The organism is Alteromonas halophila (assembly GCF_014651815.1).
GTDB classification, from domain to species: domain Bacteria; phylum Pseudomonadota; class Gammaproteobacteria; order Enterobacterales; family Alteromonadaceae; genus Alteromonas; species Alteromonas halophila.
In genome coordinates, this window is sequence record NZ_BMXP01000001.1 from 120,107 (window position 1) to 146,828 (window position 26,722).

Below are 26,722 nucleotides of genomic sequence, written 5' to 3' on the forward strand. Positions count from 1 at the left end.
GCGCTAACCTGGATCAGATAGGCGTTAGCCGCGACGGTTTTTTTCGCGGTTGATTAACTTCTGCTCCGGATGTTTTTTCAAAAGTACGTAGGTGGCACCCAGGCCGCCATGGTGTGGCTGTGCCGAATGAAAGGCAATGACTTCATGAAGCTGTAACAGCCAGTGTTTCACGTAGCTTTTCTTCAGACCTGGATACGGCTTACTGTCATAGCCACGGCCATGCTGCACCAATAGCATTCTGACACCCCGCGCATGGCATTTTGCGATGCTGTCATAAAACGCGTCACGGCTCTGTTCTACCGTCAGCCCTTTTAACGACAGACGAAACTCAATGTCATACTTGCCCTGGCGAAGGTTTTTGTAAACCCCGTCCTGAATGCCAGGCTTTTGATAAGTCATGAAGTCATCCGGCTGTACAGGCACAACGCCTTCCATACTCAACGGGTTGTATTTCTTTTTACTGATTGAGGCCATCAGCGCTGCGCGCTTACTTTTTTCAGCCAGTTTTGCCGTCGGATTGTGAAGACTCACCTTATCGTCACCGCCGATCGGCTTCACATCCCCCATTTCTGCGTAAAACGAGTCCAAATCAGAGTTTCTGTCGGCATTATTCATACATCACCTCATCAAGCGCAGTGTAAATTGTCATTTATTGCAGTATATCAAGCGTAGAGCGTGTCTCTGAAGTACAAGCTAATTAACGTCTTTTCATTCCGTCTGTCGAAAAGTTTGTTAGAGTTAAAAAAATGCTCAAGGGAAAGCTTTATGTATTTTATTAATTCCATCGTTCGAAACCGCGTCCATTCGCGCGCAGTGCGGGTACCATTATTTATAGCGGCATTATTCTGTTTTGGTTTGGTATCGCAACAGGTTTCTGCACAACAGCAACAATCTCTGCAGGTTGGTACAAAGGTTGCGCCACCGTTTGTGCTTAAAAGTGACAGCGGTGAGCTGGAGGGGATAAGCATTGAGTTGTGGCGGCGAATTGCAGACGATGCGGGTCTTGAATATCAGTTCACTGAGAGTGAGCTGGACAGCCTGATAGCAGACACCGAAGGGGGGCAACTGGATGCCTCGGTGGCGGCGTTGACCGTTAACGCCGAACGTGAGGCGCGCATCGACTTTTCCCACCCGTTTTATACGACCGGACTGGCGATTGCCGTACCCAGCCGACAGGATAAGCTGACGGCCGCCATATCCGGGTTCTTTTCATGGGAATTTTTCGTAGCCCTGTCTGGCCTCTGTCTGCTGTTGTTTGCCGTTGGCGCGCTGCTGTGGGTCTTTGAACGTAAACGCAACGCGGAGATGTTTGGCGGTACGCCAGCGAAAGGTCTTGGTTCAAGCTTCTGGTGGGCTGCCGTTACTATGACGACCGTTGGTTATGGCGATAAGGCCCCGGTCACGCTGGGCGGGCGTATTATCGGGTTTATCTGGATGTTCGCGGCGATTATTATCATCAGTAGTTTTACCGCTGCCATTGCGACCAGCCTGACGGTGAGCCAGCTTGAGACCGACGTGCAGGGCGTCGATGATCTGCCCGACGTGCGGGTAGCAACGCTGGCCAATTCAGCCAGTGCTATTTTCCTGGACAAAGAAGACATTAGCTACAATAAGGTAAGTTCGGTCAGTGAAGGCTTGAAGCAACTTAAAAAAGGCAAACTTGACGCCTTCGTTTATGACAAGCCCATTATGCAGTTCTACATCAAGCGCGACTTTGACGACGATGTGGAAGTATTGCCAGAAATTATTGAACGTCAGGACTATGCCATCGCATTGCCCGAAAACAGCCCGTTGCGTGAACGTATAAATACCTCGTTATTACGGGTTATTGAACGTGATGACTGGGAAGAGGTGCTTAACGAGTATTTAGGGAAGTAAACAGCTGATCTTGCTGGTGACTTTACCCTACGCGAGGTAGTTATTCATTCATAGTAGGGTGTTGAGTGTGCCGCGCCCGGCTTCGGGCGCGTTACTTTATTGACCTGCTCTGGTTACGAGCCCAGAGTCTGGATAGGCTCGATATCGGTGGTGTTATTTTGAATGAAGCTGGCAACATCGTCGATGTTTTCATCACTGAAGCCTAACTTTGCTTTAATGGATATTTTACCATCGCGGTGTTCAGTCAACTCAAAGTGGTTCACTCCAAGGGTACGCGAAAAGAGTGTGTGCACTTGTTCGTTTGCGATATCTACCACTTTGACTTTGGTAGAAGTCCGGTAAAATGCAAGCGGCCCCTGAGGTGTATTTACCCAGCTAATCGACCAGTAATAGTGACTATTGTTGCGTAACCCCAGTTTGGTATAAAGCGACTCTTTAAAGTCGACGTCGTCGCATTTATTGATAAAGTCGTTCTGGCGCTTACAGTTTGAATGTTCGGCGATTGTTTTGCCCTGAATATTGACATCAAGTGGCACCGGCTTTGCCTTGTCCAGATTAACCAGCACGTAATGGTCTACTTTGTTAAGGCCCAGCGTGTTTCCAAGATTGGTAAATGAGGCCATAAGCCCACCGACCTGGTCGCCTTCAGCCCGGGCGTCTTTTTCGAGCAGTATGTAACCAGTCGACGCTGCGTCGCCATTCTGATATTTGGCAATATGATAGCCATCCAGCAGGGTGATAGATTTTACGCTGTTGTCTCCAATGACATAGCGAAAGGCTGAACCTTTGCGTCCGGCGATAAATCCATCTGATGTAGGGATTACCGCGTTGGCGGTGAACGTTTTGCCGGTTACAGTGCGGACCTCAAATTGCTCCCCCCGTTTTTTTACGGTGGCAATCTTTATCGGCGCCTCAGCCGAATTTGCCATATGGTATTTGAGGTTAAAAGAGCCGTCGAAGTTTTTTATTGCATAGGTGAATTCGCCGGTCAGTTTGTTGCCGCCGAAGTTCGCTACACTGCCTTCAAAGTCGTTAAAAATTTCACCGTTGATTGAGATCCCGTCTTTCTTTCTAAAGAAAATGGCGGGGCCGCCGGTGGCATCAATGGTGTTTTTTTTAGCGAGCAAATCTGCTTCGGAAAGTGTAGGTTCTGGCGCACGCTGCGGAGCTGGAGCCTGTTGCTGCGTTACCTGGCGACCAAGCAGTGCTTGTGCGCCACCCATTTCCTGGACTTTCCCCAACAGCGCCTGCTGCATCTTGTTCATCATGGCCTGCTCTTCAGGCGTAGGAGGTGTTGAGCCGCAACCACCAAGTAGGGCAGCGGCTATACTCATAGAAAGGATTACTTTTTTCTTCATTATGTTCTCTTGCTACAGTTGGTTAATACTGAAAGGAATCAGTAGAGTGCACGTATGCCATGCAATAGCAGAAAACGGGAGAGCAAGGTATACGCAAACCAACACTGCGCAAGTGCAGATTGTACACATCCTGTGTAGAAGCCATCCTTTTAGTTATTGTTATCGCTGGCTAACGACGCGATTGTAATATAGAGGAAAATAAAACGAATAACAATGAGCGACACCGCTGCCGCGAAAGACCTGGTACTTACTCGCAAAATAGTAACACTGGCATCCCCACCGCGACTCGAACGCAGATCTAAAGCTTAGGAGGCTCTTGTTTTATCCGGTTAAACTATGGGGACGTGTTAGCGCCTGAATAATATAGCATTTCAGGCGCTGATGAAACCGTAGGAACTGGGATTGTCAGCGCCGGGCAACAAAGTCATTAGGCTGAATATTGCCGAGCATGGTGCCTTCGACGGCCTCTACCGTCGCGTTATCCGCGTAGGCGGCAACGACCTGCACCTTGCCAGGGTAAACATTGTACTGCAGGAAGGTTTGTCCGAATGCATCAATTACCTGCCGCGACTTATAAACGTAAAGCTCATCGCCTTTTTGTAAGCCATGATCGCGACCAATGGATACCTGAAGCTGTTCACCCTGCGCCTCGATAACCCGCCCGGTCAGCGGTTGACAGGCCAGAGCGTCAGTCACATCGGTTACCACATTGCTGATGAGTGAATCCACGGCATCGCCATACGGAGAATGCCAGAATGCGCTAGATGTCACATCTACATTGGTAAAGCGATCAGCTTTCCAGGGCGCCTGCGTCTGATATTGCTTATTCAACAGGGTGCCGCCATTCATACCATCGATCACTTTAAGCGATAACCTGAAGTAGCGGGTAGCACGCTCCCCTTCCCAGAAACGCAGCGCTGAGCCTGCGTGACGCTCCACGCTTACATCGTCAATTTCTGCCGCAATAACATACTGGGTCTTGGTTTGCCGGGCCAGGGCTGGCGCCTGTCCTGCCACGCGCGGACTACTCCATTGCGCCGTGTAGGGGGCAATATAGCTGATACCAATACTTTCACTTTGCTCCTGAAAGCGCCGCTGCAGTCGGCTGACCAGCACATCCGGGAGTTGTTTAATCTGACCTTCAAGCAGATGCTGGGCATTTCGAACCGGAAAGACGGTAGTGGACAGGTTCTTTGGGTAGGCGGCGACACTGCAATGACTGGTTTTCGGGAAGATATCGGCGCGAATCGTCACCGAAACATAATCGTTATGCCAGACTTCATTCACCAGCTCCAGCTGTTCAACCTCGCCACTGCTGCTGATTTGCAGGCGATCATCGCCAAGCAGGCCGTTAGTTAGTGTCTGAACACTGCGCACAGATGCACCGGCGAACAACATAGCCTGTTTGATGGCCTCCTGAGTGGCAGCCTCACGGGCTGCAGGCTTATCTCCATCAATGATCAGGGCCTGACCTTTTGCTTCGTACCAGGCGGCAGATACTTGCCCTACCGGCAACAGAAATAGCCATAAAATGGCAATACTAAGGCGGTAGCGCAGGGAGCCTAGGCGTGCGACTTCGCGCAGAGTTGGTTGCAATTGTACTAACAATGACATGTCTTACTCACGATCCCGATGGTTTGGCTAACTATGCGCAGCACAGTGACAAGCAACGGCGTCATTCAGTTGACGATTTTGGCACTATTGCTGTCAGGCATACGCTTTTAACAGGGCCTTTGCATTTTTCGTTCCTGATTGTACAAGCCGGTGATGAAGTCGGCACATTGCTTGCAGCAGGTTTCGGGTAAAAAGTGACAGAGTTGAACCGCGCACAGTGCTGCGCCGGTTTTGAAAAAGGTAAATTCAGATGAAGACGTTAATACTATCAAATTACCGACGCGCAGCCTCTTTATGCTGTTTACTCATAGGTGCGTTCGTCCTGTCCGGGTGCAGCCAGTTTTTATCACGGCACGTTGAGTGGCAGACAGTGGAGCCAGAATCATATCCGGTGCTTAACGCTGTAGGCTACGCGCCCATCGCTTCACAACAGGGAAGCTCAGATTCGGTTAAAACCATCATGGCCATGAAGGCATCAAAGCTGGATGCTTACCGAGAGCTTGCTGAACAGGTTTATGGTCAGCGCATTGAGGGGCAGCAGTCACTGTCTGCAATGGTTGTGAAGGATGAGAGCCTCAAAGCGTCGGTAGAGGGCGTGATCCGCGGAGCACGAGTGATTAAAACCTATCCTGTGGGTGAGGATACATACGCGACAGAGCTGGAGCTGGACATGCAGCGGGTTTACGATTTGTATCTGACGACCGCAAAGCCACGTCGGGTTAAAGATGTTAAATACTACTGAGGCGAATGATTTGAGAAGGTGCGTTAAGCGCTGACACCCGGGCCAAGGTTAGAGCCTTTGGGTTTGCCGCTTTTATCGTAGGTTAATGATTCTTTAGCGCGAACTTCAAGCATCAGGTTACGTAAGTGGGACAGGCGTAACTGCCCTTGTTCAACGGCCTTTTGATTGATTTCAGTACGGTATTTACAATCCTCAAGGAGGCTTTGTGCCTGGTCAAGCAACGCCTGGGTGTCTTCGTCAATGGCGTTATTTTCCGACGCGTCAGTATAGGCTTTCTGTATCGAAACATCGAGGCTCTGAATATTTTCAAGCACCTCGGATTTGCTCTCCAGCAGAGCCATGAGCGCCTCGGCGTCGCGACTGCTGATATGGTGCAACTCAGCCTCCAGCAGACTGACAAGTGATTTCAGGTGATCAATTTGCTGACTTAGCAGCGACTGGAGTGACTGCATCTATTGTTTACCTAGGATTTGCCAAAGATCTCGGATTCCATCTTGGCAATTTTATTTGCCAGCGATTCCGGATTAACACGGTATTCACCGCTTTCAATGGCTTTCTTTAATTTATCGACCTTTTCCTGGTTAACCGGTGCTTCTGCACTGCGCTTTTGAACCTGACTTAACTGCTGAGCCGACTGTGTCAGTGAAACACTGTCCTGACGCGGTGCACTACCAACGGCAGATTTAGCCACAGTTTGCTGTTGTGCAGCCTGATTCTGGTTTTGCTGGTTAACCTTTGCATTGTCCAACGGCGCCTTATTAGATACGCCATTGTTATTAACGTTGTTAATTGCCATATAAAAAACCCACTACCTTTCTCATCCTCGGTTATGTTATCGGCTCCAAATACCAATACTTTAGCGGTTTTTGAAGAAAAAACGTCACTACTGTCAGCCGTTTTTCCTGTTTACTCCGAGCATGCGAAACTACCTACGTAAAACAAAGGCTTAAAGGTTTACAACAACCGTTTGAGCACTCGCTACTTCGGCAATAACTGACTTTTTCGAGCTGGCATTCACCACCTCAATGGTGTCACCTACAACACCATCCTGCTGCGCAATGCCTGATGTTTTCACCTGCATGCCAGCAGTTCTGGCGGTAATTGTAATACGATCACCTTTACAAACAAAGCATAGCATATTTGCCTGTACCGGGCTGCCTTCACGCACCCGGCGTTTCATACGGGCACCAATTAACTGTTCCATGCCAGAGTAAGCAGTATGACGTAACCGCTTCACATCAATATCGGCCAATTGCAAATTTTCTGCAGATAAAACCGTTCCCGGACTTATCATTCCTGCGGTCACCACAATTTGCCGCGTTCTCGATACCTGCGCACTGGAAAATAAATACCAGTCATTGTTTCGGCAGCTGACACGCACCGAAATGTAAGACTGAGCCAGTGCATCATCATCGGCATGGTATGTGAAACCTTCGGCGCATTCGGGGATAGCTATCCGGCTATCGATACCGACAACCTCGACCTGCACGTTGGTATCCGCTTGCGACCCCGCCAAAGCGTCCAGCAAATAACGTTCGACCCCCTGCTCAATGGTGGTATGACGCTGCGTTGCCTGAACAGGCAGCACCATCATTGCACACAGGATGAAAAGTATCAGGCAAAGTACAGATTTCATGTTGGTATACTTTAGGTTATCCATAGTCACATTTTCGTGTTCAGTTGATGTCATTTTGTCTATGATTAATAAACGTCTTTAAACCACCCATTTTCGCTGCGCCAACCCGGCAGATTGCCCGGCAAATGAAATACAAACGTCATTTTTCTGGCGTTTTACAGCGTACAGATTGGTGTTATGGTTTTATTAAATGGGTACGCAATGTTCATGCCCAGTATTTTGCAGAGGTGACGCATGTCCGGAATTCTAGACTCAGTTAATCAGCGTACACAGTTGGTTGGACAGAACCGTCTTGAACTTTTACTGTTCCGATTAAACGGTCGGCAGCGATTTGGCATTAACGTATTTAAAGTCAGAGAGGTGCTGCAATGTCCTAAACTGACATCGATACCGAAGCTCAACTCTCTGGTGCGCGGTGTGGCGCACATTCGCGGTCAGACCATTTCAGTTATTGATTTAAGTATGGCGACTGGCGGCAAACGCATCGAGGATCTCAGCAGTGCCTTTATTGTGATTGCTGAATATAACCGGTCTGTGCAGGGGTTTCTGGTGGGCTCAGTCGAGCGCATCATCAATACCAACTGGGACGCAATCATGCCCCCGCCACAAGGTACCGGTCGTGCCAGTTATCTGACAGCCGTTACCGAAGTCGAAAATGAACTGATTGAAATTCTGGACGTAGAAAAAATCCTGAACGAAATTTCGCCGTTGAATGCTGAAGTGAGTGAAGGCGTGGCTGCGGGCCTGACGACCGACGGGCATGAAGACAAAATTATCTTTATCGCTGACGACTCGTCGGTTGCACGCAGTCAGGTGAAAAAAGCACTTACTTCGCTGGGCCTGGAAATCGAGGTGGCAAAAAACGGGCTGGAAGCCCTCAAACGGCTGAAACAAATTGCTGAAGAATATGGTGATGTAACTAACAGAGTGGGCGTGCTGGTGTCTGATATAGAGATGCCGGAAATGGACGGTTACACACTGACAGCAGAGATAAAAAATACACCCGAGCTGCAGAAACTGCATGTTGTGCTGCATACCTCCTTAAGCGGGGTCTTTAATCAGGCAATGGTTCAGAAGGTTGGCGCTGATGATTTTATTGCCAAGTTCCATCCGGACGAGCTGGCAACGGCGGTACAAAAATGGCTGCAGACTGAATGCGAGTAACGGAGCCTTTCAGGGTTGAAAAATAAAGAAGTATCACAGGACTGCTACCGGTCTTTCGGCCAGTTCCTCGAAAAACAATGTGGTATCGTCCTTGGGGACAATAAACAGTACCTGGTGCGCAGCCGGCTGTCTGCATTGTTGTACGAATTTGACTACGACAACCTGGACGACTTAATTCGCGCTGCTACCAGCGGTCGTGAGAGAGTACTGTTACAACGCGTGATTGACGCCATGACCACCAATGAAACACTGTGGTTCAGGGATAATTACCCGTTCAACTTACTGGTGAAAGATATCCTGCCTGCGCTTGCCAGCAAACAGCAGCGGATTAGAATCTGGAGCGCTGCCTGTTCTTCCGGACAGGAGCCGTATTCAATTGCCATGTCAGTGCTGGAATACAAACGTCAGAATCCTGGCGCGTTTCGAAGCGGCATAGAAATCGTTGCGACAGACTTATCCTCAACCATGCTGAAAAAGTGCGAAGAGGGTGTTTATGATGAACTTTCGCTGGCCAGAGGATTGTCACCGCAACGACGCGATACCTACTTTCAACCTCACGCCAGTGGTTTGCTGCAGGTTAAGCCGGACGTCAGACGGATGGTGTCGTTTAAAAGCCTGAACCTGCTACATACCTACGCCGGGCTTGGCCGGTTCGACGTGGTGTTTTGCCGTAATGTGCTAATCTACTTCTCTGGCGCCGTCAAACAAAAGATACTGCAACAAATTGCCGCTTCACTGCAGTCAAACGGCATACTTTTCCTCGGTGCATCAGAATCCATCAGCAGTGCCGGTGAGCTGTTCTCGATGATTAAATGCCATCCCGGCCTTTATTATCAACGTAAAACCTGAGCTCTAGCCCTTCAATATAATTATTGGCACTCCATTTGCACGTGTCCTGTGAAATGTAGGAGAGTGCGCTATGGCTATTAATCTTGACAAACTGACCGCTTTTCATCACAACGCAGTGAATATCCGCACCGAGCGGATGGAAGTGATCGCCGGGAATCTGGCCAATGCCAATACACCTGGTTACAAAGCCCGTGATATCGATTTTAACGCAGCAATGAAATCTGCTCAGGCTAAGCAGTCCAGTGGCCATGAACTGGTGCGTACCAACGACAAGCATATGCAGGGGCGCTCAATTTCCGCCCACGAATTGCAATACCGAATTCCCAGCCAGCCGGATACCGGAGATGGTAACACTGTCGAAGTGCAGCAGGAACGGAATAAGTTTCTTGATAACGGCATGCGGTACCAGGCCAGTATTGAGTTCTTAAATGGAAAAGTAAAAGGCATGAAGAAGGCAATCAGTGGTGGAGGACAAGCCTAATGAGTTTATTTAACGTGATGTCGATATCCAGTACCGGCATGGAGGCGGAAAGTGTTCGTCTGAATACCACTGCCAGTAACATAGCCAATGCCAACAGTGTCAGCAGCAGCTACAACGAAACCTACCGCGCCCGTCAACCGGTGTTTGCTGCAGAATTACAGCGCGCTACAGAGGATCAGGGAAAAGGTGTCGGTGTGCATGTAAAAGGCATTGTCGAGAGTGATGCTCCCCTGCAGGTGGAATACTCACCCAATAACCCTTTGGCTGACGAAAATGGCTATATCTATAAGCCTAATGTGAACGTGGTTGAGGAGATGGCCAACATGTTATCAGCCTCAAAGTCTTATGAAACCAATGTGCAGGTTGCGGATACAACGAAACGAATTTTTCGTCGCGTACTGCAATTAGGTAGCGGGCAATAATTTGCCGTCGTCGATACAGAGGAACTGACCGTGAATACTATCGATAACCAAGGGATCAAAAGTAAAGATGATCTCTACTGGCAGGAAGAAAAGGTCAAGGTCGCTGACGGCTCAGAACAAAAGCTGTCACAGGAAGATTTTTTCTCCATGCTGACCGAGCAACTGTCTAATCAGGATCCGACCAAACCGGTGGACAATGATCAGATGGTTGCGCAAATGACATCCTTCACGATGGCGGATGGCATCTCATCGCTGAATGAAAAGTTCGATAACTTTGCCACGTCAATGACGTCGAATCAGGCTCTACAGGCCTCCAGCCTGATCGGCCAGGATGTACTGGTGCAGGGCAACGTTGGCGTGATGAGCGCGCCTGGTGAAGGCATTTCCGGCGTGGTTGTTAACGAAGAAACTGTACAGAACATGGAAATTACCATCCAGAACCAGTACGGCGAAGTTGTCAAAACTATTGATGCCGGTACCCAGACCGCGGGCAATATTCAGTTTGCCTGGGATGGCACGGATCAGCGCGGCAATGTTATGCCGCCGGGGCAGTATGTGGTCTCTGCCACGGGTGAAGTAGGCGGTGAGGGAGTGCAAATCTCTACCGCCATGAATCGTCATGTCGGCAGTGTCAGTCTGGCGGGCGCTAATCAGGGCGTAATTTTGAATTTGGACGGTGACGTAAGTATTAACCTTGAAGACGTCATCCAAATCGGTAGTTAGCAGGAGAAGTGAACTATGTCTTTTAATATCGCATTAAGTGGTGTGTCCGCAGCACAAAAAGATTTGGATGTCACCGCCAATAACATTGCCAACGTGAACACGGTTGGCTTTAAAGAATCACGGGCTGAGTTTGGTGACGTGTACGCGGCCTCGTTGCTGGCGGGCGGCAAAACCAAGGTTGGTGACGGCGTACTGACCCAGGATGTGGCTCAGCAATTCTCGCAGGGCAGCCTGCAGTTCACCAATACCGCGCTGGATTTGGCGATCACCGGGAATGGCTTTTTTGCCACCGTACCGGAAATCACTTCGCGGGACTTTTCGTTTACCCGTGCCGGACAGTTTAAGCTTGATGACAATAATTTTGTGGTTAACAGCAACGGTGACAACCTGCTGGGCTTTCCGGTGAATGCTGATGGCACCAGTGCGTCGGTTGCATTGAGTACTACCGAGCCTGTGCGGATCCCGGATTCTTCCGGTTCGCCACAGCAAACCTCGGAAGTGGACATCCGCATGAACCTGCCAGCAGGTGACCAGGCACTGGATCCGGCACAGTTTGACCCCGACGATCCGCTAACCTACAACGATTCTACGTCGGTAACGGTGTATGACTCGCTCGGCGACAGCCATGTCATGACGTATTATTTTATCAAAGATAATGACCCTGCCGTAGATAACGAGTGGTATGTGGCGACAGCCGTGGATGATCAACTGGTCGATATGACCAACGCCGATGGGTCAGATTCCGATCCGACGACCGCGACGCACGCAATTGGCAATGCTGCGGCGGGCAGCGAAGTCAGTGCTGCAAAACTGCAATTCAGTGAAGGTGGCGACTTTATTGGTATTGAATCTGCTGACGGTAATACCGCGCTGGATTTTAAAATTCAGACAGAGGCACTGGGACCGGGGATCCTGTCTAATGGGTCGGATGATGCGCAGCAAATCACCATTGACTTTAACCTGACACCTGGCTCGGCAACACCCAATGAGCCCACCCAGTTTGCATCGGGTTTTGAAGTGACGTCACTGGAGCAGGATGGTTTGCCGGTAGGGCGGCTTACCGGTATTGATATCGGTGCTGACGGTCTGGTGCGTGCGACTTTTTCTAATGGTACCTCTGAGCCAATTGTGCGTGTAGCACTGGTCCGGTTCGCCAATGAACAGGGCCTGACGCAGCAAAACTCGACGCAGTGGCAGGAGAGTATAGAGTCAGGTGAAGCGCTGGCTGGTGAAGCGACAACCGGTACCTTTGGCGAGATTAATTCCTCGGCACTGGAGCAGGCGAACGTGAACCTGACCACCGAGCTGATTGATATGATCATTGCTCAGCGAAACTTCCAGGCCAACTCGCGGGCACTGGAAGTCAATAACCAGCTTAACCAGACTATTCTTAATATCCGATAGTGTCTTAATACTGTGGAAGGCCGCGATACACGCGGCCTTTTTTATGCCTGCCCGTTTGCTTTTCCCAAAAAGTTATCTTTTGGCACTGGTATTGCAAGTATTGATGGTAATTCATTCACTATCGTCAAAAGACAGTCATGGATAAACTACTCTATATCGCTGCCAGTGGCGCTAAACAAGACCTTATGGGCACCAGTGTTCGCGCCAACAACCTGGCCAATGCGCAAACCACAGGCTTTAAGGCGCAGCTTGAGCAGGCAAGAGCAATGCCGGCTTACGGCGAAGGTTTGCCGTCTCGTGTCTTCTCGGTAACCGAAAGCCCCGGCAACAACTATGAATCCGGCCCGATGATAAAAACCGGTCGTGAGCTGGATGTTGCCGTACAGGGCAACGGCTGGTTTGCCGTGCAGGATGAAACCGGCGGCGAGGCCTACTCCCGTAATGGTAACTTCCAGTTGGGGGACGACGGAATATTGACAGATGTGAACGGCAATGTGGTGTTGGGCGATAACGGGCCTATTTATCTGCCCGTACCGCTGGACAATCTCGATATTGCCAACGATGGCACAATTTCCACGCGACCGCTTGGTGCCCCTGAAAACGTGTCTGAAGAGGTTGGCCGGATCAAGCTGGTTAACCCTGACGTTCGCGAAATTGAGCGTGGCACCGATGGTCTGTTCCGGCGTCAGGACGGCGTTGTGGCCCAGGCCGACGAAAATGTCAGAGTCATGTCAGGCATGCTGGAAGGCTCTAACGTTAACGCCATTGATGAAATGGTCAGCATGATGAGTCAGCAACGTCATTACGAAATGCAGGTGAAAATGATGAAGCAGGCCGAATCATTGGATCAGCGCGGCAATATGCTGCTGAGAATTATTTAATTAACGACGACAGGTTGCATTACAACAGCAACGTGGGAGGGGGATATGCATCCAGCATTATGGATCAGTAAAACCGGCTTAGATGCAGCACAAACCGATGTGTCGGTGGTCTCGAACAACCTGGCTAACGCCTCGACTGTCGGTTTTAAAAAAGACCGCGCAATTTTTGAAGATTTGCTCTATCAGAACATAAATCAGCCGGGCGGGCGCTCGTCTGCCGATACCGAAATGCCCTCCGGCCTTATGCTTGGCTCGGGCTCGAAAGTTGTCGCAACCCAAAAAGCGCATACGCAGGGTAACCTGCAAACTACCGAAAATGCGCTGGATATGTCTATTCAGGGGCGTGGTTACTTTGAAATACTGCAGCCCGACGGCACGATAGCCTACACCCGTAACGGTCAGTTCTCGCTCAATGATCAGGGGCAAATCGTGACGCCTGGTGCAGGCTTTTTGCTGCAACCGGAAATTGCGGTGCCTGAAGATGCCCATCAAATCACAATCTCTCAGGATGGCGAGGTCAGTGCGACAATCCGTGGGCAGGCTGAACCGCAGGTGCTGGGCCAAATCAATGTGTCTGACTTTATTAACCCGAGTGGTTTGCAACCTGTGGGTCAGAACCTGTTTGTGGAAACCGCAGTAAGCGGAGCACCAATACAGGGGATCCCTGGCCTGCAGGGGTTAGGTACGATATCACAGGGAACGCTTGAAACCTCTAACGTGAACGTCACCGAAGAGCTGGTCAACCTGATTGAAAGCCAGCGTCTGTACGAGATGAATTCCAAAGTAATTTCATCGGTGGACCAGATGCTTGGTCAGGTCATCCAGCAACTTTAACAGGTAATATTATGCGCTATCTAAGCTTGGTTATGGTGTTAATGTTGGTCAGTGCGTGCGCCAGTACGTCGCAACCGCCTGTACAGGCTAATGACCCCATGTTCGCACCTGTCGTGCCAAATTATCCGCGCGATCAGATTGTTGAAGATGGCGCACTTTTCAGACCGCATATGGCAAACAGCCTGTATTCAGATGTTACCGCCAGACGGGTGGGTGACATTATTACCGTTACGCTGAACGAAAATACCAATGCAACGAAAACAGCAGGGACGACGACGTCCAAAGACAGTAACGTGGATTTGCAGCCGGTAACTGGCCTGGGCGGACAGGCGATTAATATCGGCAATGAGTCAATTCAGCTTGGGCTAAGTGGCAGTCAGGAGTTTGCCGGCGACGCGCAGGCTAACCAGAGCAACAGTTTAAATGGTGCCATATCGGTGACGGTGGTCGATGTGCTGCCGAATCAGAACCTGGTGATCCGTGGTGAAAAATGGCTGACACTTAACCACGGTGACGAATATATTCGTCTCACCGGTATTGTGCGCCCTGCTGATATCAGCCCGGACAACGAGATAATTTCGACCAAAATTGCCAATGCTCGCATTCAGTACAGCGGCACCGGCTCGTTTGCCCGGGCGCAGGAAAAAGGCTGGCTGACCCGTTTCTTTTCATCTAAGTGGTGGCCGTTGTAGGAGTCTGAGATGAAAACATTTTTAACGTTTTTCGTGACCGCGATACTGCTGACATCCATCAGCTGCTACGCTCAGCGTATTAAGGATGTGGCCAGCATTCAGGGGGTCAGAAGTAATCAGCTGATTGGCTACGGGCTGGTGGTCGGGTTACCCGGTACCGGTGAGCAAAGCCCGTTTACCGAACAAAGTTTCCGAACTATGCTGACCAACTTTGGCATTAGCATTGACTCAACGGTAAAACCGAAAATCAAGAATGTCGCGGCCGTCGCCGTGCATGCTGAGCTTCCGGCTTTCACTAAACCCGGCCAGACGATAGATGTGACCGTATCGTCGGTGGGTGAAGCCAGCAGTCTGCAGGGTGGAACGCTGTTACAGACGTTCCTCAAGGGCGTCGATGGCAAGGTCTATGCGGTCGCCCAGGGCAGTCTGGTAGTTAGTGGTTTCGGCGCAGAGGGGGCTGATGGCTCTCGGGTCGTAGTGAACACGCCGACTGTAGGTCGTATCCCCAATGGCGCTATGGTCGAGCAGGCTGTGCCGTCCGGGTTTGCCAGTGGCGACAGCCTCACGCTTAATCTTCATTACCCGGATTTTTCCACGGCCAAGCGTCTGGCAGATACCATCAATCAAAAACTGGGCGCGCAGCCTGATCAGGGGTATGTGATCGCAACACCGGTTGATGCTGCATCTGTGCGGGTTACCGCCCCCCGCGACATTGGTCAGCGGGTCGGTTTTCTGGCAACGCTTGAAAACTTTCAGTTTACGCCTGCTGATGCGCCGGCGCGTGTGGTGATAAACAGCCGTACCGGTACCATCGTGATTGGTCGTGACGTGCAATTGCTGCCTGCCGCAATTACCCATGGCGGCCTGACCGTAACCATTTCAGAGAATCAGCAGGTATCTCAACCCAATGCACTGGCGGAAGGCGAAACGGTCGTTACTACGCAGTCAATTGTCGATGTGGATTTGGCTGACAGCCGCATGTTTAAGTTTGAGCCGGGTACAACGTTGGATGATCTGGTACGCGCCGTGAACGAAGTTGGCGCCGCGCCGGGTGACCTGATGGCTATCTTAGAAGCACTGCGTCAGGCTGGCGCATTGCGCGGCGAACTGGTGGTGATCTGATATGGAACCGATTAACACGCAAAGTCAGCTTGAAATGTCACGTAATGTGCATGACCTTGGCAGCATTAATAAAATGCGTGAAGCCATCGCCTCGGGTGATGACAAAGTGCTCAGAGAGGCGGCCAATCAGTTTGAAGCGATCTTCGTGCAAATGATGCTTAAATCAATGCGCAAGGCGCAGGATGCACTGTCGGATGAGAACAGCCCGTTTAATTCTGAACAAATGAAGTTCTACCGTGACATGCATGATCAACAACTTGCCACCGATCTGTCGTCGGGGAAGGGAATGGGACTGGCCGATCTGATTGTGAAGCAGTTGGGTCAGCAGGATGACAGCTATACACCCGGTAGCCTGGTACGCAGCGACGGTAATCTCAATCCGGTTAATCAGGCCAGCCGTGATGCTGTCAATACAGTCACACAAAACATGCTCGACTCAGCGAGTAAAGGCAGCCCGTCGGCGCATAAAGCCGCCATGTTCGAAACACCGCAAGACTTTGTGGCGGCAATCAGGCCGCATGCAGAGCAGGTCGCAAAAGAGTTGGGTGTTGATCCTAAGGCCATTATTTCTCAGGCCGCGGTTGAAACCGGCTGGGGAAAGTTTGTCATCCATGACAAACAGGGGAACAGCAGTCATAACCTGTTTGGCATTAAAGCGTCGGGTGACTGGCAGGGGCGCGCAGCAGTGGTTGATACGCTTGAATTTACCGGCGATGTCCCACGCCGCCAGAAAGCGGCATTCCGGGCCTATGATTCACTGAATGAGGCGGTGCGGGATTACGGTAAATTTATTGCCGGGCAGCCGCGTTATCAGCAGGCCTTAGAACAGGGCACTAATGCCAGAGGCTACGCAGAATCACTGCAACAGGCCGGCTATGCCACTGATCCCACTTATGCTGAGAAAATTATGTCGGTCTACAACGGTGACAGGCTCAACAGCATGCTGCCTGATAACGGACGCGGAGAATAATTATGTCGGGTATTAATGGCGCTGATCTTTTTTCCATAGCCTCAAGTGGGGTAACGGCCAGTAATAAACTGCTGCAAACTACCAGCCGGAATATCGCCAATGTTAACACCGAAGGCTATGTGCGTGAGCGCACTCAAATGGACAACAGTAATGTCTATGGTGTTGAAATCGGTGCGACAGAACGGCTGATTAATGTGTTTGCGCAAAATCAGCTGCGCCGGGATACGACTGCGGTAGCAGAACTCGAAGCCTTCACCGGGCATACAGACCGAATGGATAATATGCTGGCCAACGAAGCCAACTCGTTGGCGACCGGCCTGAGTGAATACTTTGCGTCGTTGCAAACGGCGGCCGATGATCCTACCAATCTGGCGTCCCGCGAGCAGGTACTATCAGGTGCCGAGGCCATGCTGCGCCGTATGGATACCTTAAACAATTATATGGCCGAAAAAGAAGAGCAGCTCAATCTGGAATTCGCCAGTGAGGTGGAACGCGCGAATTCACTGATAAAAAATATCGGTCAGCTCAATGAAGCGGTACAGGTGGCGTATGGCAACCTGTCACGTGGCGATCAGCCAACCGCGCTGTTAAACGAGCGAGATGAAGCCGTTAAAGAGCTGGCCTCTATTATGGCCATTGATGTGCGCGAGAGCACAACACAGAAAGGCGCGATCGCGGTAAATCTGAAATCCGGTGATTCGCTGGTGCTGGAAAACGGGTCGTTTAATGTGGTGCAGGTAAGTTCCGATGCCGACTTAAGCTTTAAAGAGTTGCAACTGGCTAACGAGGTGAATCCGCCCACCAACCAGACCACCATTAATCTGGATGAATCGAATCTGGGCGGAACGCTGGGTGGCTTGTTCCGCTTTCGTGATGAGGTACTAGGCCCGGCACAACGTGATGTAGGGCAACTGGGCCTGGCTTTTGCCGATGCCATGAATACCCAGAATAATCTGGGCATGGATCTGGACGGACAGCTAGGCGGCGATCTGTTTACACTGCCCGTTGTTGAGGGTCTTCCCTATGATGGTACCCCTGGCAACCTGTCAGTAGATGGTCAGGTTACTGCCGGAAAAGGCAATGAACTGACAGATGCCGACTATCGCATTGAGGTAACCAGTGTAACCGGTGCTGGCGTGCCTGATGAGGTGACCATTCAGTTACTTAACGGCGATGGCAGCGTTAAAAAGGACGCCTCGGGTGCGGATCTGGAATACACGGGGATTGCTATCAACGCGACCGGATTTACCGAGTTACCCGGCGGTGTTGAAATTGATTTTACCGATGCATCGGGTTACAGCGTGGGTAATGAATTTTTACTGCAACCCACTAAAAGTGCTGCATCTGACATTGAACTTAACACCAACCGGCCAGAGGATCTGGCGTTTGCGTCACCTATTCGGGTACAGCCCGGTTCCGGTAATCTTGGCGATGCAGCCATTGCGAATGTGCGCGTGACCAATACCAACGTAGGCGCCAATGAATCCGCCTTCGATGGGGCAGGTGGGCTCAATGAATTGCCAGGCGCCCCCAGTGCTACGGTCGGCGCGCCGGTGCAAATCCGGTTTACCGCAGCCGACAGCTTTGACGTGCTCGACGGGGCTTCGCCACCTAATACCATTACCAGCGTGTCTGGTATTACCGATTACGACAACTTGCTGGCACAGGCTGAGGCAAGTGGCGCAGGCCCGGCCTGGCCCGGGGCATTTTCGGCGCTGGATGACTATCCCGGTTATGATGTGAGTCTGGAAGGGATCCCCCGGGCCGGTGATACGTTTAATATCAGTTATAACACCAATGGTTTTGCCGATAATACCAACGCGCTGGCAATGGCTGAACTTCAGGATGCCAACCTTGTCCAAACCAGCAGTGAGCCTACCAATGAGCCACGCAGTATGCACGATGCCTATGCCTCACTGGTTGGTCGGGTTGGAGAAGATGCGGCAACGGCCGATACATCACTGAAGGCAGCACAAGCCATGAAAGTGCAGTCGGAGAACTGGTTTGATTCTGTATCCGGTGTGAATCTTGATGAAGAGGCGGCAAACCTTATCCGCTTCCAGCAATCGTATGCAGCGTCAGCCCGGATATTGTCCACTGCGCAAGATTTGTTCAATACCATTCTGTCAGCAGCCAGGTAACGTAAAATGCGTATTTCTACAAACCAGATCTACAATCAGAATATCCGTGCCATCATGGATAATCAGCAAGGGCTGGTAGAGACGCAGCAGGAACTCTCTACGGGCAAAAAGCTTAACAGCCCGTCTGATGATCCGGTTGGTGCGGCAAAAGTGATCCGCTTTACCGAAGAGCTGGATCAACTCAAGCAGTTTCAGCGCAACAATGACCTGCTGACCGGCTCGCTGGAACAACAGGAAGCCGTACTGGATAATGTTACTGAAACCGCTAAACGGGCACGGGTCCTGACATTACAAGCAGGGTCGGGAATTCTAACGGACGCCAATCGCAAGGCCATTGCATCGGAACTGAAGCAGCTCAGAGATGAGATGTTAGATCTGATGAACAGTCAGGATGCCGATGGCAACTATATCTATTCAGGTCATCAGGCCGGCACTCAGGCGTTTACGATGAATACGTCGGCAACAGGTAACACCATTACGTTTGCCGGAGACGGCGGCAACAACTTTGTACAGGTTGCAGACAGTGCCCGTATTCAGTCATCCACCAGTGGCCAGGAAGTGTTCGAAAATGTCCTGGCCAGGCTCGACTACAGTGTGACGGGGAGCTCTGCCGGTGCCACCGTTAACAATGCCAGAGTGTCTGAGCAAGCTACCTTTGATACCTTCTACAACGCGAACTACGACGGCAATGATGCCACCAACAATGAATTCACACTGACGGTGCAGGGAGGCGGGCAGGTCGAGCTGACAAACGCAGTATCCGGTGTCTCCTTTGGAACCTCTGACTTTACGTCGGGTGAGCCTTTCACCATTCAGGGTATGCAGTTTTCGATAACAGCGGGTGTCGGAGACACCGTTGACTTTGAACTTGACCAGCCGCAAAAGAAAAATCTTGCGGAAACCGTAAACGACTTGTACGAGGCACTGTCCACGCCAGGACTGCCCCAGGATGATTACCAGCAGGCCATTGATGATGCGTTGATTGGGCTGGACAATGGCATGGAGAAAGTGGCGCTGGAGCAATCTTCCATCGGGGGGCGGCTGAACACGGCGGAGTCGATCTACGAAACCAACCTGGATCTGGAGATTGCCGCGAAAGAAGCCCGCTCTTCCATTGAAGATGTCGATTACGCCGAAGCTTCTGCTGAGTTTTCCCGGCAGGAAACCGCACTGCAGGCAGCGCTGGCGTCTTTCCCCCGGGTGTCAAACCTCTCGCTGTTTGACTATATTTCGTAATCCGGTCAGTCCAGTCAGGCTGGCAAGGTAAACTCGCGCACAGGCGTCGATGTGCGAGGAGTAGTAGGAAATATAAAGCGTATCTCCATCCAGAACCAGGCCGGGATAGCTGGTGTCGCCTGCTGAGGGCAGGGTGGTGAGAACCTCCAGTTTGCCGGTAGTCAACTGCAATAACCACAGCTTGCTTGATACGCTGTTACTCGAAAAGTCACGGCCACATACCAGCATGTGTGAATTGCCAAACGGCAACCAGGCCGGCCCGCCAATGTAGCGATCCAACTCAGTCCATGACCAGCGTCGGTATGGCGGTGTCGCCCAGCCGAGCTGCGCGTGCATGTTGCCCCCATCCCGTCTGGCCAGCGCCCACAACGTGCCGTCTGCATCAAAATGCAGCTCTGTTTCGTTGGGAAACGCGTTGTCCGGGTGCGTCTCCTTTAGTACACCCTGTACGTCACGGTGCATAGCTTTGCCGGGATGACCCACAAACAAATCCAGTCGGCGGGCTTTGCGCTGATAGGCAAGACTGTAGGCATGCTGATTCCGCCATACCAGGCGCCACAACCACCATCGATTCTCGCCAAACCAGTGCATACCAGACCAGCTATCACCATTAGCGGAGAACCAGCTTATATTGCGAGAGCGGGAAACCGTCCCATCCGGGTGAAATGACTTGGCGTAGGCGGTAAGCCACAGCCTGTTGCGATCATCAATACTAAATTGTGGATCGCGCAGATCCCAGCCTGAAAGATGCAGACGCTGACGATGCAGTAGTGTCCCGGCAGAGGACAGCAGGGCTACCTCTATATAGCCATCCTGGCTCATATGATGGTGTGCAACCCGATAGGCACAGAGCAAATGACCGGGGCGATCCGGGCATGCAATCAGGTCGGTAAAGGCGCAGTGAGCGAAGCCGGACGAGATACGTTGAATTTTTTCTGTTCGAAGTTTCTGCATAAAAAGCCTTTTGAGGCAAGTACTTAAAAATACGCTTCTAAGTATTTTAGCGTGTAAGGAGATTTTTTTAGATTTTTTCTAAAGGGAATTTTCTTACCGTCGATACAGTACTCAAGAAAGGCAGGTCATCAGGAAATACAAACGGGATGGTCGCCAGATTTGTTAACCGCCGGAAGCTCCGGCAGCCAGCAACATGCTGGACTGAGAATGAAGTGTAGGAGAGACTTATGTCTTTATATGTGAATACAAACGTATCTTCGTTGAATGCCCAGCGTCAAATGTTTGATACTGGAAATGCACTGACAACGTCGTTTGAGCGGTTGTCTTCAGGCTTCCGTATCAACAGTGCTGCTGATGACGCTGCCGGTCTGCAAATTTCTGACCGCATGACAGCGCAGATTCAGGGTCTGAACCAGGGGGTTCGTAACGCTAACGATGCAATCTCACTGGCGCAAACTGCAGAAGGTGCACTCGACGAAACCACGAATGCTCTGCAACGTATCCGTCAGCTGGCGATTCAGTCACAAAACGGTATTAACAGTGCCGAAGACCGTGAAGCGCTGCAAAAAGAAGTGTCGGCATTGCGTAGTGAAATCAACCGTATTGCCAGCGATTCACAGTTTAACGGTGTGGATTTGCTTGACGGTGGTTTCTCTGCCAAATTCCAGGTCGGCGCAAATGCAGGCCAGAGTATCTCTGTGAATCTGTCTGCAGGAAACATTGACGTCAATGGGTTCAGCGCAGCCGGTCTTGGCGTTGACGCAAACAACATTGATACCGAAGCCGGTGCATCAGCGATGATCGACGATATTGATGCAGCATTGTCAGGTATCGGGTCGGTACGAGCGGACCTTGGTGCACTGCAAAACCGCTTTGAGTCAAGCATTCGTAACCTGAGCAACATCTCAGAAAACGTTTCAGCAGCACGTTCACGTATCAGAGATACGGACTTTGCCACTGAGACGGCCAACCTGACACGTAACCAGATCCTTCAGCAGGCAAGTACTACGGTTCTGTCTCAGGCTAATCAGCGTCCTCAGGCCGCGCTGTCACTGCTGGGTTAAATCGCTAATGCGGGAATAGCCAGGAGGTAGTGAACCAGGTCGCCCGTGAAGCAAGGCGTGGAAGGTCGGGTCAATCCCGACCTTTTTTTTGTCTGCTTTTCAGCCCGCGTGCAGACGTACTTGTGTGCGATGCAATGCACCTTGTCTACCCGCACTGAAAGACAGGTAATGTTTTAGCCCATACAAAGTGGATATGATTGGCAACACCTTCAAAAAGGGAGCGGCGACAGACTGATTCGCATCTTCAATGGGCGTGACAGAAATTTGACTGAGGTAAGAGAAATGCTGACTGACAGGATTGAAGCCAGGAGGTAGTGAGAGGTATGAGGTCTGGGACAACTCTCCTGCCGTCAGCATATAGTAGGCGTTATGCACGCCTCTCATTCAGCGGTTTGTTGTTGAATGAGCGTCAGAGGTTTTACCCTCCGACGCAGTAGTATAAGCATTTACTATGCCGGGTTTAAGTGTTAATTGTTTTTTTGTAGACTTATTCGCATCTTCTCCAGGCAAGTGGGCATTTTGACTGGTTTACAGCCCATGCTGTGTCGTTGGTCCGGATGCAGAATAGATATGCGCCACAGCGCTAGCTGTCCGCACATGCACACCGGGGGGCGTGTGGGGCAAGCTGGCAAGCGGCAAGTGCACGTACTTCGGTTGCCGCTTTTTGCCGGATAAACGGCAAAAGTGACCCGGCAGCGTGTACGATTTCACACCCCCGGCCCCATGCCGGCGTGGCCATAACATCGCTTAGCTCAATTAATTCGCGGTGTTTCAATAAAATTACCTTCCTGTAAAAAATTTAAAAAAAATCCTAAAGAATCCTCAATGGCGGACGATAACAATAGTCGAGGGGTAATATTTTTACTTTTTTAAAGGGGTTGGTCAGGTGTAGTGACCTGGTCAATTTAATCTGGTTGAGTTTGGTGTCAGCGAGTGTGATATCGAATTCAAAGGAGGTAGTAAAATGTCTTTATATGTTAATACGAATGTGTCGTCGCTAAATGCACAGCGCCAGTTATTTGATACCGGTAACGCACTGTCGACGTCATTTGAGCGTTTGTCTTCAGGCTTCCGCATCAACAGCGCGTCTGATGATGCAGCGGGTCTGCAAATTAGTGATCGCATGACCGCGCAAATTCAGGGCCTCAATCAAGGGGTTCGTAACGCAAACGATGCAATCTCACTGGCGCAAACCGCTGAAGGTGCATTGGATGAAACCACCAACGCGTTGCAGCGTATTCGTCAGCTGGCGATCCAGTCACAAAACGGTATCAACAGTACCGAAGACCGTGAAGCGCTGCAAAAAGAAGTATCGGCCCTGCGCAGTGAATTAAACCGTATTGCCAGCGATACAGAGTTCAATGGTGTGAGCCTGCTGGACGGTGGTTTCTCAGCGAAATTCCAAATTGGTGCTAATGCCGGTCAAAGCATCTCTGTGAACTTATCAGCTGGTAATCTTGACGTTGACGGCTTTAGCGCTGCAGGTTTAGGCGTTAACACCAATAATATTGATACTGCTGGAGGCGCATCATCAATGATCGATGATATTGATGCTGCATTATCAGGTATCGGGTCAGTTCGCGCAGATTTAGGTGCGCTGCAAAACCGTTTTGAATCCAGTATTCGTAACCTAAGCAATATTTCAGAGAATCTGACCAGTGCACGCTCACGTATACAGGATACTGATTTTGCCTCTGAGACTGCAGAACTGACACGTAATCAGATCATGCAGCAGGCATCCATCTCTGTTTTGAGCCAGGCTAATCAGCGACCACAGGCTGCATTATCTCTGCTAGGATAATGAATAGGTTCCACAACCTTGTCTGAAGTTAAACGGGTGGCTGTTGCATTGCAGTGGCCCGTTTTTTGTTTAAGGCATGGAGGAAAGCATGGATATCGTATCAATACAGTCCGGACAGAACACAGTAACACAGCGTGAACCGAGCGCCAGAGAGGCGTCTCAGTCAACGGATATGCAGCAGGGGTTACAGAGCCGAGAAGCCGGCGCAGCCGGTGCGACACTCGCTCAAACAGCGCCCGTAGAAATTAGTCAAGCTCTGTCAAAAGAAGCTCAAGGTCGTCAGGAGGATGCCGATAACTCTGAAAGAAGCAAAGATGAAAACCTTTCTGAAATGGTCGAGCAAGTGCAATCGTTCTTTCGCGGCCAGAACAGAAATTTGACCTTTGCCATTGATGATGAAACGCAGCGTTCTGTCGTCACAGTAAAAGATTCCGACTCAGGTGACGTCATTAGGCAAATTCCTTCCGAGGAACTGTTACAGTTGGCTGAGTATATCCGGGCGTTTCAGAAAGACATTGACGGTCGCGTAGGCGTATTTGTCAATAACCAGGTGTAGTGAGGTAAAGAATGTCAATCAGTTCGTTAGGTGTAGGTTCAGGGCTCGCGCTTACGGACCTCGTAAACCAGTTGCTTCAGGCAGAGCGTCGTCCGAAAGAGATGCGCCTGGATGCACGGGAAGAGAAAGTTGATGCTGAAATCTCTGGCCTGGGGCAAATTAAGTCAAAACTTTCAGAGTTTAAAACTCTGGTGGATGGGTTGCGTTCCGATAGCGATATCAATGGTCGGGAACCGAAAATTACCAACCCGTCGGAAGATGATGATGTACTGTCTGCAAGTGCATCCTCGTCCGCCCTCAAAGGCAAGTATGAAATATCCGTATCTGAGCTGGCTACCGGTAGTCGCGCAATCACGGATGAAGGGTCGTTTACTTCAACGTCTGACAGTGTGTTGTCGACAGGTACGGGGTCACTGACCTTTTCAGTGCCTGATGGCGATTCATTTACGGTAGATGTTGCCGCGGGAATGACGCTGACCGAGTTGCGCGAAGCGATCAATGACAACGCCGACAATTTTGGAGTCGGTGCCAACATCATTGATACCGGCACTGCTGCCGGACCGCGTCTGGTGTTCACCTCGTCAGTGACCGGGGAGGGTAACAATCTCACCATCACCAATGATGGCGGCAATGCTGAGCTGGATAAATTCTCTACGGCGGGAATTTCTGCCGCCAACATCACCGATGCCACCAATGCCAAAGCACAAATAGATGGTATTGATGTGGAAAGCAGCACCAATAAATTCGAAAACACCATTGCCAACGTTTCGTTTGAAGTGAATGAGGTGTCGCCACTGGCGTCAGACGGTCTCACGCGCGAGACAACCCGGCTGGAAATTGGCTTTGACAAAGAAGGTCTGGAAGAAAAAATTCGCGGTTTCGTTGAAGGCTATAATGCGTTGATTCAAGAAATCGACAAACTTGGCCGATATGGAGAGACGCCGGAGGATGAGGATGGTGCACTGGCTGGCGATTCGCTGCTTCGTGGCATAAAAAGCGGCCTTTCCAGTATTCTGAGCAGCAGTGTATCGACCTCTGAGCTGGGTGGTCTGTTCCAGCTGGGTATCGAATTTAATAAGGATGGCGAGCTGGAAATAGGCTCATCAGACTTTGGACTTGGCTCGGGTAATACCAGGCTTCAGGAAGCACTATCTGACAATTTCGATGATATTGCGACACTGTTTACCGATGAAAATGAAGGGATTGCGGTTCGGCTCCACGAGTTTGCTAATCAGTACACTAACAGTAGTGGTTTGCTCACTACCCGTGAGCGCGCAGCGCAAGACGAGCGTAATGAAATCTCCGATGACAGAGAGCAGCTAGAGCGGAGAATGTCATCGTATGAAGATTTATTGCGTCAGAAATACACAAGTCTTGACCAGACAGTGGCAAGACTTAACCAGACGGGATCGGCCTTGTTTGCCGCCCTGGGTTAACCTACTACATCTGGAGTTATCATGGCTTTAAAAGGCATCAATGCTTACAAGCAGGGCAATACTAAGCAAGATATTGCCTCGGCTGACCCGCATAAACTGACACTGCTGCTGATGCAGGGCGCACTTGACCGTATCGCCTATGCGAAAGGTGCAATGGAGCGTAAGGAGTATGAGGCAAAAGCTGACTATATCTCGAAAGCCGTTGCTATTATTATGCATCTGCGTGATACGCTTGACCTGAGTGTTGGCGGGGAAACCTCAGAAAACATGTTTGCGCTGTATGACTACATGGTTGACCGTCTGAATTCAGCGCACTTTAAAAATGATTTGCAGATGCTGGATGAAGTATCTAGTCTGTTATCACCCATTCGCGACGCTTGGGTTCAGATTCCAGAAGCGGCCAAGCAGGAAGCCTATGAGGCCCAGCGTCAGAAAAGACAAGCTGTGTGACCAATAACGAGCTGAATCATAATAAAACACCTCCCGAACTGCGAGCGGTAAACGATGAATTGATCGCCGCTCTTTCGGCCGAGGAGCCTGACAATATCGAAGCGACGTTGCTTGACATCGTTTCCAGGCGAGATGCCATAGTACAGCAACATCTCGCCTCCCTCTCCACCGATGATGCGCGCGAATTTGCGCACAACGAAGTGCCCATCAATGATAAGCTTCTGGAATTGGTGCAAACCTTGCTAGACTCTGCAAAAGATGACATAACGCATTTCATGCGAAGTCGGGCAGCCGTAAAAAAATATAAATAAAAC

Annotated in this window: 29 protein-coding genes and 1 tRNA gene; 21 read left to right on the forward strand and 9 right to left on the reverse strand. The window is 50.6% G+C overall.

Features of this window, described 5'->3' with window-relative positions:
* Positions 1 to 24: 24 nt before the first annotated feature.
* The gene (gene smrA, locus IE054_RS00565) at positions 25 to 615 is read right to left on the reverse strand and encodes a DNA endonuclease SmrA (RefSeq protein ID WP_189403145.1); all 591 of its coding nucleotides are present in this window, start codon (positions 613 to 615) and stop codon (positions 25 to 27) included.
* A 150-nt stretch (positions 616 to 765) separates the two neighbouring features.
* Here smrA and IE054_RS00570 point away from each other — a divergent pair, with 150 nt between their 5' ends.
* Positions 766 to 1,878 (forward strand): transporter substrate-binding domain-containing protein, encoded by a 1,113-nt coding sequence (locus IE054_RS00570; RefSeq protein WP_189403146.1) that lies wholly within the window; start codon positions 766 to 768, stop codon positions 1,876 to 1,878.
* Positions 1,879 to 1,991: 113 nt separating this feature from the next.
* Here IE054_RS00570 and IE054_RS00575 read toward each other — a convergent pair whose 3' ends face one another.
* The 3 genes from IE054_RS00575 to IE054_RS00585 all read right to left on the reverse strand — a co-directional run bounded on the left by IE054_RS00575 (position 1,992) and on the right by IE054_RS00585 (position 4,850).
* Complete coding sequence (locus IE054_RS00575; protein WP_189403147.1) at positions 1,992 to 3,236, reverse strand: hypothetical protein; 1,245 nt, start codon at positions 3,234 to 3,236, stop codon at positions 1,992 to 1,994.
* Positions 3,237 to 3,504: 268 nt separating this feature from the next.
* Positions 3,505 to 3,580 (reverse strand) — tRNA-Arg (locus IE054_RS00580).
* Positions 3,581 to 3,641: 61 nt separating this feature from the next.
* Positions 3,642 to 4,850, reverse strand: coding sequence for a flagellar assembly protein T N-terminal domain-containing protein (locus IE054_RS00585; protein WP_189403148.1), 1,209 nt, complete (start codon positions 4,848 to 4,850; stop codon positions 3,642 to 3,644).
* Positions 4,851 to 5,100: 250 nt separating this feature from the next.
* Between IE054_RS00585 and IE054_RS00590 the strand changes: the two genes are divergently transcribed.
* Positions 5,101 to 5,592: an LPP20 family lipoprotein gene (locus tag IE054_RS00590; protein WP_189403149.1), complete on the forward strand. Its 492-nt coding sequence runs from the start codon at positions 5,101 to 5,103 to the stop codon at positions 5,590 to 5,592.
* Positions 5,593 to 5,615: 23 nt separating this feature from the next.
* Here IE054_RS00590 and flgN read toward each other — a convergent pair whose 3' ends face one another.
* The 3 genes from flgN to flgA all read right to left on the reverse strand — a co-directional run bounded on the left by flgN (position 5,616) and on the right by flgA (position 7,228).
* A complete protein-coding gene (gene flgN / locus IE054_RS00595) occupies positions 5,616 to 6,044 on the reverse strand; it encodes a flagellar export chaperone FlgN (RefSeq protein ID WP_189403150.1) in 429 nt (142 codons plus the stop codon).
* Positions 6,045 to 6,055: 11 nt separating this feature from the next.
* Positions 6,056 to 6,388, reverse strand: a complete 333-nt coding sequence (flgM, locus tag IE054_RS00600) for a flagellar biosynthesis anti-sigma factor FlgM (protein ID WP_189403151.1) — start codon at positions 6,386 to 6,388, stop codon at positions 6,056 to 6,058.
* A gap of 150 nt (positions 6,389 to 6,538) precedes the next feature.
* Positions 6,539 to 7,228, reverse strand: coding sequence for a flagellar basal body P-ring formation chaperone FlgA (gene flgA / locus IE054_RS00605; RefSeq protein ID WP_229804956.1), 690 nt, complete (start codon positions 7,226 to 7,228; stop codon positions 6,539 to 6,541).
* A 234-nt stretch (positions 7,229 to 7,462) separates the two neighbouring features.
* Here flgA and IE054_RS00610 point away from each other — a divergent pair, with 234 nt between their 5' ends.
* The 13 genes from IE054_RS00610 (at position 7,463) to flgL (ending at position 20,147) form a co-directional block, all read left to right on the forward strand.
* Entirely contained in the window at positions 7,463 to 8,392 is a 930-nt protein-coding gene (locus IE054_RS00610) for a chemotaxis protein CheV (RefSeq protein WP_189403153.1), read from the forward strand.
* 15 nt (positions 8,393 to 8,407) lie between these two features.
* On the forward strand, positions 8,408 to 9,241 hold the full coding sequence (locus IE054_RS00615; protein WP_189403154.1) for a CheR family methyltransferase: 834 nt from the start codon (positions 8,408 to 8,410) through the stop codon (positions 9,239 to 9,241).
* Between the two features lie 70 nt (positions 9,242 to 9,311).
* The gene (gene flgB, locus IE054_RS00620) at positions 9,312 to 9,722 is read left to right on the forward strand and encodes a flagellar basal body rod protein FlgB (protein ID WP_189403155.1); all 411 of its coding nucleotides are present in this window, start codon (positions 9,312 to 9,314) and stop codon (positions 9,720 to 9,722) included.
* Positions 9,722 to 10,144, forward strand: coding sequence for a flagellar basal body rod protein FlgC (gene flgC, locus IE054_RS00625; protein ID WP_189403156.1), 423 nt, complete (start codon positions 9,722 to 9,724; stop codon positions 10,142 to 10,144). The genes flgB and flgC overlap by 1 nt, the downstream gene beginning before the upstream one ends.
* Positions 10,145 to 10,174: 30 nt before the next feature.
* A complete protein-coding gene (locus IE054_RS00630; RefSeq protein WP_189403157.1) occupies positions 10,175 to 10,867 on the forward strand; it encodes a flagellar hook assembly protein FlgD in 693 nt (230 codons plus the stop codon).
* A gap of 15 nt (positions 10,868 to 10,882) precedes the next feature.
* Entirely contained in the window at positions 10,883 to 12,271 is a 1,389-nt protein-coding gene (gene flgE, locus IE054_RS00635; protein ID WP_189403158.1) for a flagellar hook protein FlgE, read from the forward strand.
* A 137-nt stretch (positions 12,272 to 12,408) separates the two neighbouring features.
* Positions 12,409 to 13,152, forward strand: a complete 744-nt coding sequence (gene flgF / locus IE054_RS00640; protein ID WP_189403159.1) for a flagellar basal-body rod protein FlgF — start codon at positions 12,409 to 12,411, stop codon at positions 13,150 to 13,152.
* 45 nt (positions 13,153 to 13,197) lie between these two features.
* A complete protein-coding gene (gene flgG / locus IE054_RS00645; RefSeq protein WP_189403160.1) occupies positions 13,198 to 13,986 on the forward strand; it encodes a flagellar basal-body rod protein FlgG in 789 nt (262 codons plus the stop codon).
* Between the two features lie 11 nt (positions 13,987 to 13,997).
* Complete coding sequence (gene flgH, locus IE054_RS00650; RefSeq protein ID WP_189403161.1) at positions 13,998 to 14,678, forward strand: flagellar basal body L-ring protein FlgH; 681 nt, start codon at positions 13,998 to 14,000, stop codon at positions 14,676 to 14,678.
* A 9-nt stretch (positions 14,679 to 14,687) separates the two neighbouring features.
* Complete coding sequence (locus IE054_RS00655; RefSeq protein ID WP_189403162.1) at positions 14,688 to 15,800, forward strand: flagellar basal body P-ring protein FlgI; 1,113 nt, start codon at positions 14,688 to 14,690, stop codon at positions 15,798 to 15,800.
* 1 nt (position 15,801) lies between these two features.
* Complete coding sequence (gene flgJ, locus IE054_RS00660; RefSeq protein ID WP_189403163.1) at positions 15,802 to 16,770, forward strand: flagellar assembly peptidoglycan hydrolase FlgJ; 969 nt, start codon at positions 15,802 to 15,804, stop codon at positions 16,768 to 16,770.
* A 2-nt stretch (positions 16,771 to 16,772) separates the two neighbouring features.
* Complete coding sequence (flgK, locus tag IE054_RS00665; protein ID WP_229804957.1) at positions 16,773 to 18,911, forward strand: flagellar hook-associated protein FlgK; 2,139 nt, start codon at positions 16,773 to 16,775, stop codon at positions 18,909 to 18,911.
* 6 nt (positions 18,912 to 18,917) lie between these two features.
* The gene (gene flgL / locus IE054_RS00670) at positions 18,918 to 20,147 is read left to right on the forward strand and encodes a flagellar hook-associated protein FlgL (protein WP_189403164.1); all 1,230 of its coding nucleotides are present in this window, start codon (positions 18,918 to 18,920) and stop codon (positions 20,145 to 20,147) included.
* Here the strand turns inward: flgL and IE054_RS00675 are convergent.
* Positions 20,115 to 21,101, reverse strand: coding sequence for a hypothetical protein (locus IE054_RS00675; protein ID WP_189403165.1), 987 nt, complete (start codon positions 21,099 to 21,101; stop codon positions 20,115 to 20,117). The genes flgL and IE054_RS00675 overlap by 33 nt on opposite strands.
* Before the next feature lie 227 nt (positions 21,102 to 21,328).
* Here IE054_RS00675 and IE054_RS00680 point away from each other — a divergent pair, with 227 nt between their 5' ends.
* Positions 21,329 to 22,165, forward strand: coding sequence for a flagellin domain-containing protein (locus IE054_RS00680; RefSeq protein ID WP_189403166.1), 837 nt, complete (start codon positions 21,329 to 21,331; stop codon positions 22,163 to 22,165).
* Between the two features lie 583 nt (positions 22,166 to 22,748).
* On the opposite strand, the gene IE054_RS00685 is transcribed toward IE054_RS00680, so the two are convergent.
* A complete protein-coding gene (locus IE054_RS00685) occupies positions 22,749 to 22,940 on the reverse strand; it encodes a hypothetical protein (protein WP_189403167.1) in 192 nt (63 codons plus the stop codon).
* Positions 22,941 to 23,129: 189 nt separating this feature from the next.
* On the opposite strand from IE054_RS00685, the gene IE054_RS00690 reads away from it, so the two are divergent.
* The 5 genes from IE054_RS00690 to IE054_RS00710 all read left to right on the forward strand — a co-directional run bounded on the left by IE054_RS00690 (position 23,130) and on the right by IE054_RS00710 (position 26,719).
* Complete coding sequence (locus IE054_RS00690) at positions 23,130 to 23,966, forward strand: flagellin N-terminal helical domain-containing protein (RefSeq protein ID WP_189403168.1); 837 nt, start codon at positions 23,130 to 23,132, stop codon at positions 23,964 to 23,966.
* 88 nt (positions 23,967 to 24,054) lie between these two features.
* On the forward strand, positions 24,055 to 24,522 hold the full coding sequence (locus IE054_RS00695) for a flagellar protein FlaG (protein WP_229804958.1): 468 nt from the start codon (positions 24,055 to 24,057) through the stop codon (positions 24,520 to 24,522).
* An 11-nt stretch (positions 24,523 to 24,533) separates the two neighbouring features.
* The gene (fliD, locus tag IE054_RS00700; RefSeq protein ID WP_189403170.1) at positions 24,534 to 25,958 is read left to right on the forward strand and encodes a flagellar filament capping protein FliD; all 1,425 of its coding nucleotides are present in this window, start codon (positions 24,534 to 24,536) and stop codon (positions 25,956 to 25,958) included.
* A 21-nt stretch (positions 25,959 to 25,979) separates the two neighbouring features.
* Positions 25,980 to 26,408: a flagellar export chaperone FliS gene (fliS, locus tag IE054_RS00705; protein WP_189403171.1), complete on the forward strand. Its 429-nt coding sequence runs from the start codon at positions 25,980 to 25,982 to the stop codon at positions 26,406 to 26,408.
* Positions 26,405 to 26,719 carry a hypothetical protein gene (locus IE054_RS00710; RefSeq protein WP_189403172.1) on the forward strand — a complete coding sequence of 105 codons (315 nt, stop codon included), beginning with the start codon at positions 26,405 to 26,407 and terminating at the stop codon, positions 26,717 to 26,719. Before fliS ends, IE054_RS00710 begins: the two co-directional genes overlap by 4 nt.
* The last annotated feature ends 3 nt before the right edge of the window (positions 26,720 to 26,722 follow it).

Excerpts from the sequence above, each read along its gene's own strand:
- IE054_RS00675 (WP_189403165.1), bottom strand. The coding sequence starts at position 21,101 with ATGCAGAAACTTCGAACAGAAAAAATTCAACGTATCTCGTCCGGCTTC.
- flgL (WP_189403164.1), top strand. The coding sequence starts at position 18,918 with ATGCGTATTTCTACAAACCAGATCTACAATCAGAATATCCGTGCCATC.
- IE054_RS00590 (WP_189403149.1), top strand. The coding sequence starts at position 5,101 with ATGAAGACGTTAATACTATCAAATTACCGACGCGCAGCCTCTTTATGC.
- flgF (WP_189403159.1), top strand. The coding sequence starts at position 12,409 with ATGGATAAACTACTCTATATCGCTGCCAGTGGCGCTAAACAAGACCTT.
- fliS (WP_189403171.1), top strand. The coding sequence starts at position 25,980 with ATGGCTTTAAAAGGCATCAATGCTTACAAGCAGGGCAATACTAAGCAA.
- flgM (WP_189403151.1), bottom strand. The coding sequence starts at position 6,388 with ATGGCAATTAACAACGTTAATAACAATGGCGTATCTAATAAGGCGCCG.
- flgG (WP_189403160.1), top strand. The coding sequence starts at position 13,198 with ATGCATCCAGCATTATGGATCAGTAAAACCGGCTTAGATGCAGCACAA.
- flgE (WP_189403158.1), top strand. The coding sequence starts at position 10,883 with ATGTCTTTTAATATCGCATTAAGTGGTGTGTCCGCAGCACAAAAAGAT.
- flgN (WP_189403150.1), bottom strand. The coding sequence starts at position 6,044 with ATGCAGTCACTCCAGTCGCTGCTAAGTCAGCAAATTGATCACCTGAAA.
- flgH (WP_189403161.1), top strand. The coding sequence starts at position 13,998 with ATGCGCTATCTAAGCTTGGTTATGGTGTTAATGTTGGTCAGTGCGTGC.
- fliD (WP_189403170.1), top strand. The coding sequence starts at position 24,534 with ATGTCAATCAGTTCGTTAGGTGTAGGTTCAGGGCTCGCGCTTACGGAC.
- IE054_RS00570 (WP_189403146.1), top strand. The coding sequence starts at position 766 with ATGTATTTTATTAATTCCATCGTTCGAAACCGCGTCCATTCGCGCGCA.
- flgA (WP_229804956.1), bottom strand. The coding sequence starts at position 7,228 with ATGAAATCTGTACTTTGCCTGATACTTTTCATCCTGTGTGCAATGATG.
- IE054_RS00575 (WP_189403147.1), bottom strand. The coding sequence starts at position 3,236 with ATGAAGAAAAAAGTAATCCTTTCTATGAGTATAGCCGCTGCCCTACTT.
- flgC (WP_189403156.1), top strand. The coding sequence starts at position 9,722 with ATGAGTTTATTTAACGTGATGTCGATATCCAGTACCGGCATGGAGGCG.
- flgK (WP_229804957.1), top strand. The coding sequence starts at position 16,773 with ATGTCGGGTATTAATGGCGCTGATCTTTTTTCCATAGCCTCAAGTGGG.
- IE054_RS00680 (WP_189403166.1), top strand. The coding sequence starts at position 21,329 with ATGTCTTTATATGTGAATACAAACGTATCTTCGTTGAATGCCCAGCGT.
- IE054_RS00655 (WP_189403162.1), top strand. The coding sequence starts at position 14,688 with ATGAAAACATTTTTAACGTTTTTCGTGACCGCGATACTGCTGACATCC.
- flgJ (WP_189403163.1), top strand. The coding sequence starts at position 15,802 with ATGGAACCGATTAACACGCAAAGTCAGCTTGAAATGTCACGTAATGTG.
- flgB (WP_189403155.1), top strand. The coding sequence starts at position 9,312 with ATGGCTATTAATCTTGACAAACTGACCGCTTTTCATCACAACGCAGTG.
- IE054_RS00585 (WP_189403148.1), bottom strand. The coding sequence starts at position 4,850 with ATGTCATTGTTAGTACAATTGCAACCAACTCTGCGCGAAGTCGCACGC.
- IE054_RS00690 (WP_189403168.1), top strand. The coding sequence starts at position 23,130 with ATGTCTTTATATGTTAATACGAATGTGTCGTCGCTAAATGCACAGCGC.
- smrA (WP_189403145.1), bottom strand. The coding sequence starts at position 615 with ATGAATAATGCCGACAGAAACTCTGATTTGGACTCGTTTTACGCAGAA.
- IE054_RS00695 (WP_229804958.1), top strand. The coding sequence starts at position 24,055 with ATGGATATCGTATCAATACAGTCCGGACAGAACACAGTAACACAGCGT.
- IE054_RS00610 (WP_189403153.1), top strand. The coding sequence starts at position 7,463 with ATGTCCGGAATTCTAGACTCAGTTAATCAGCGTACACAGTTGGTTGGA.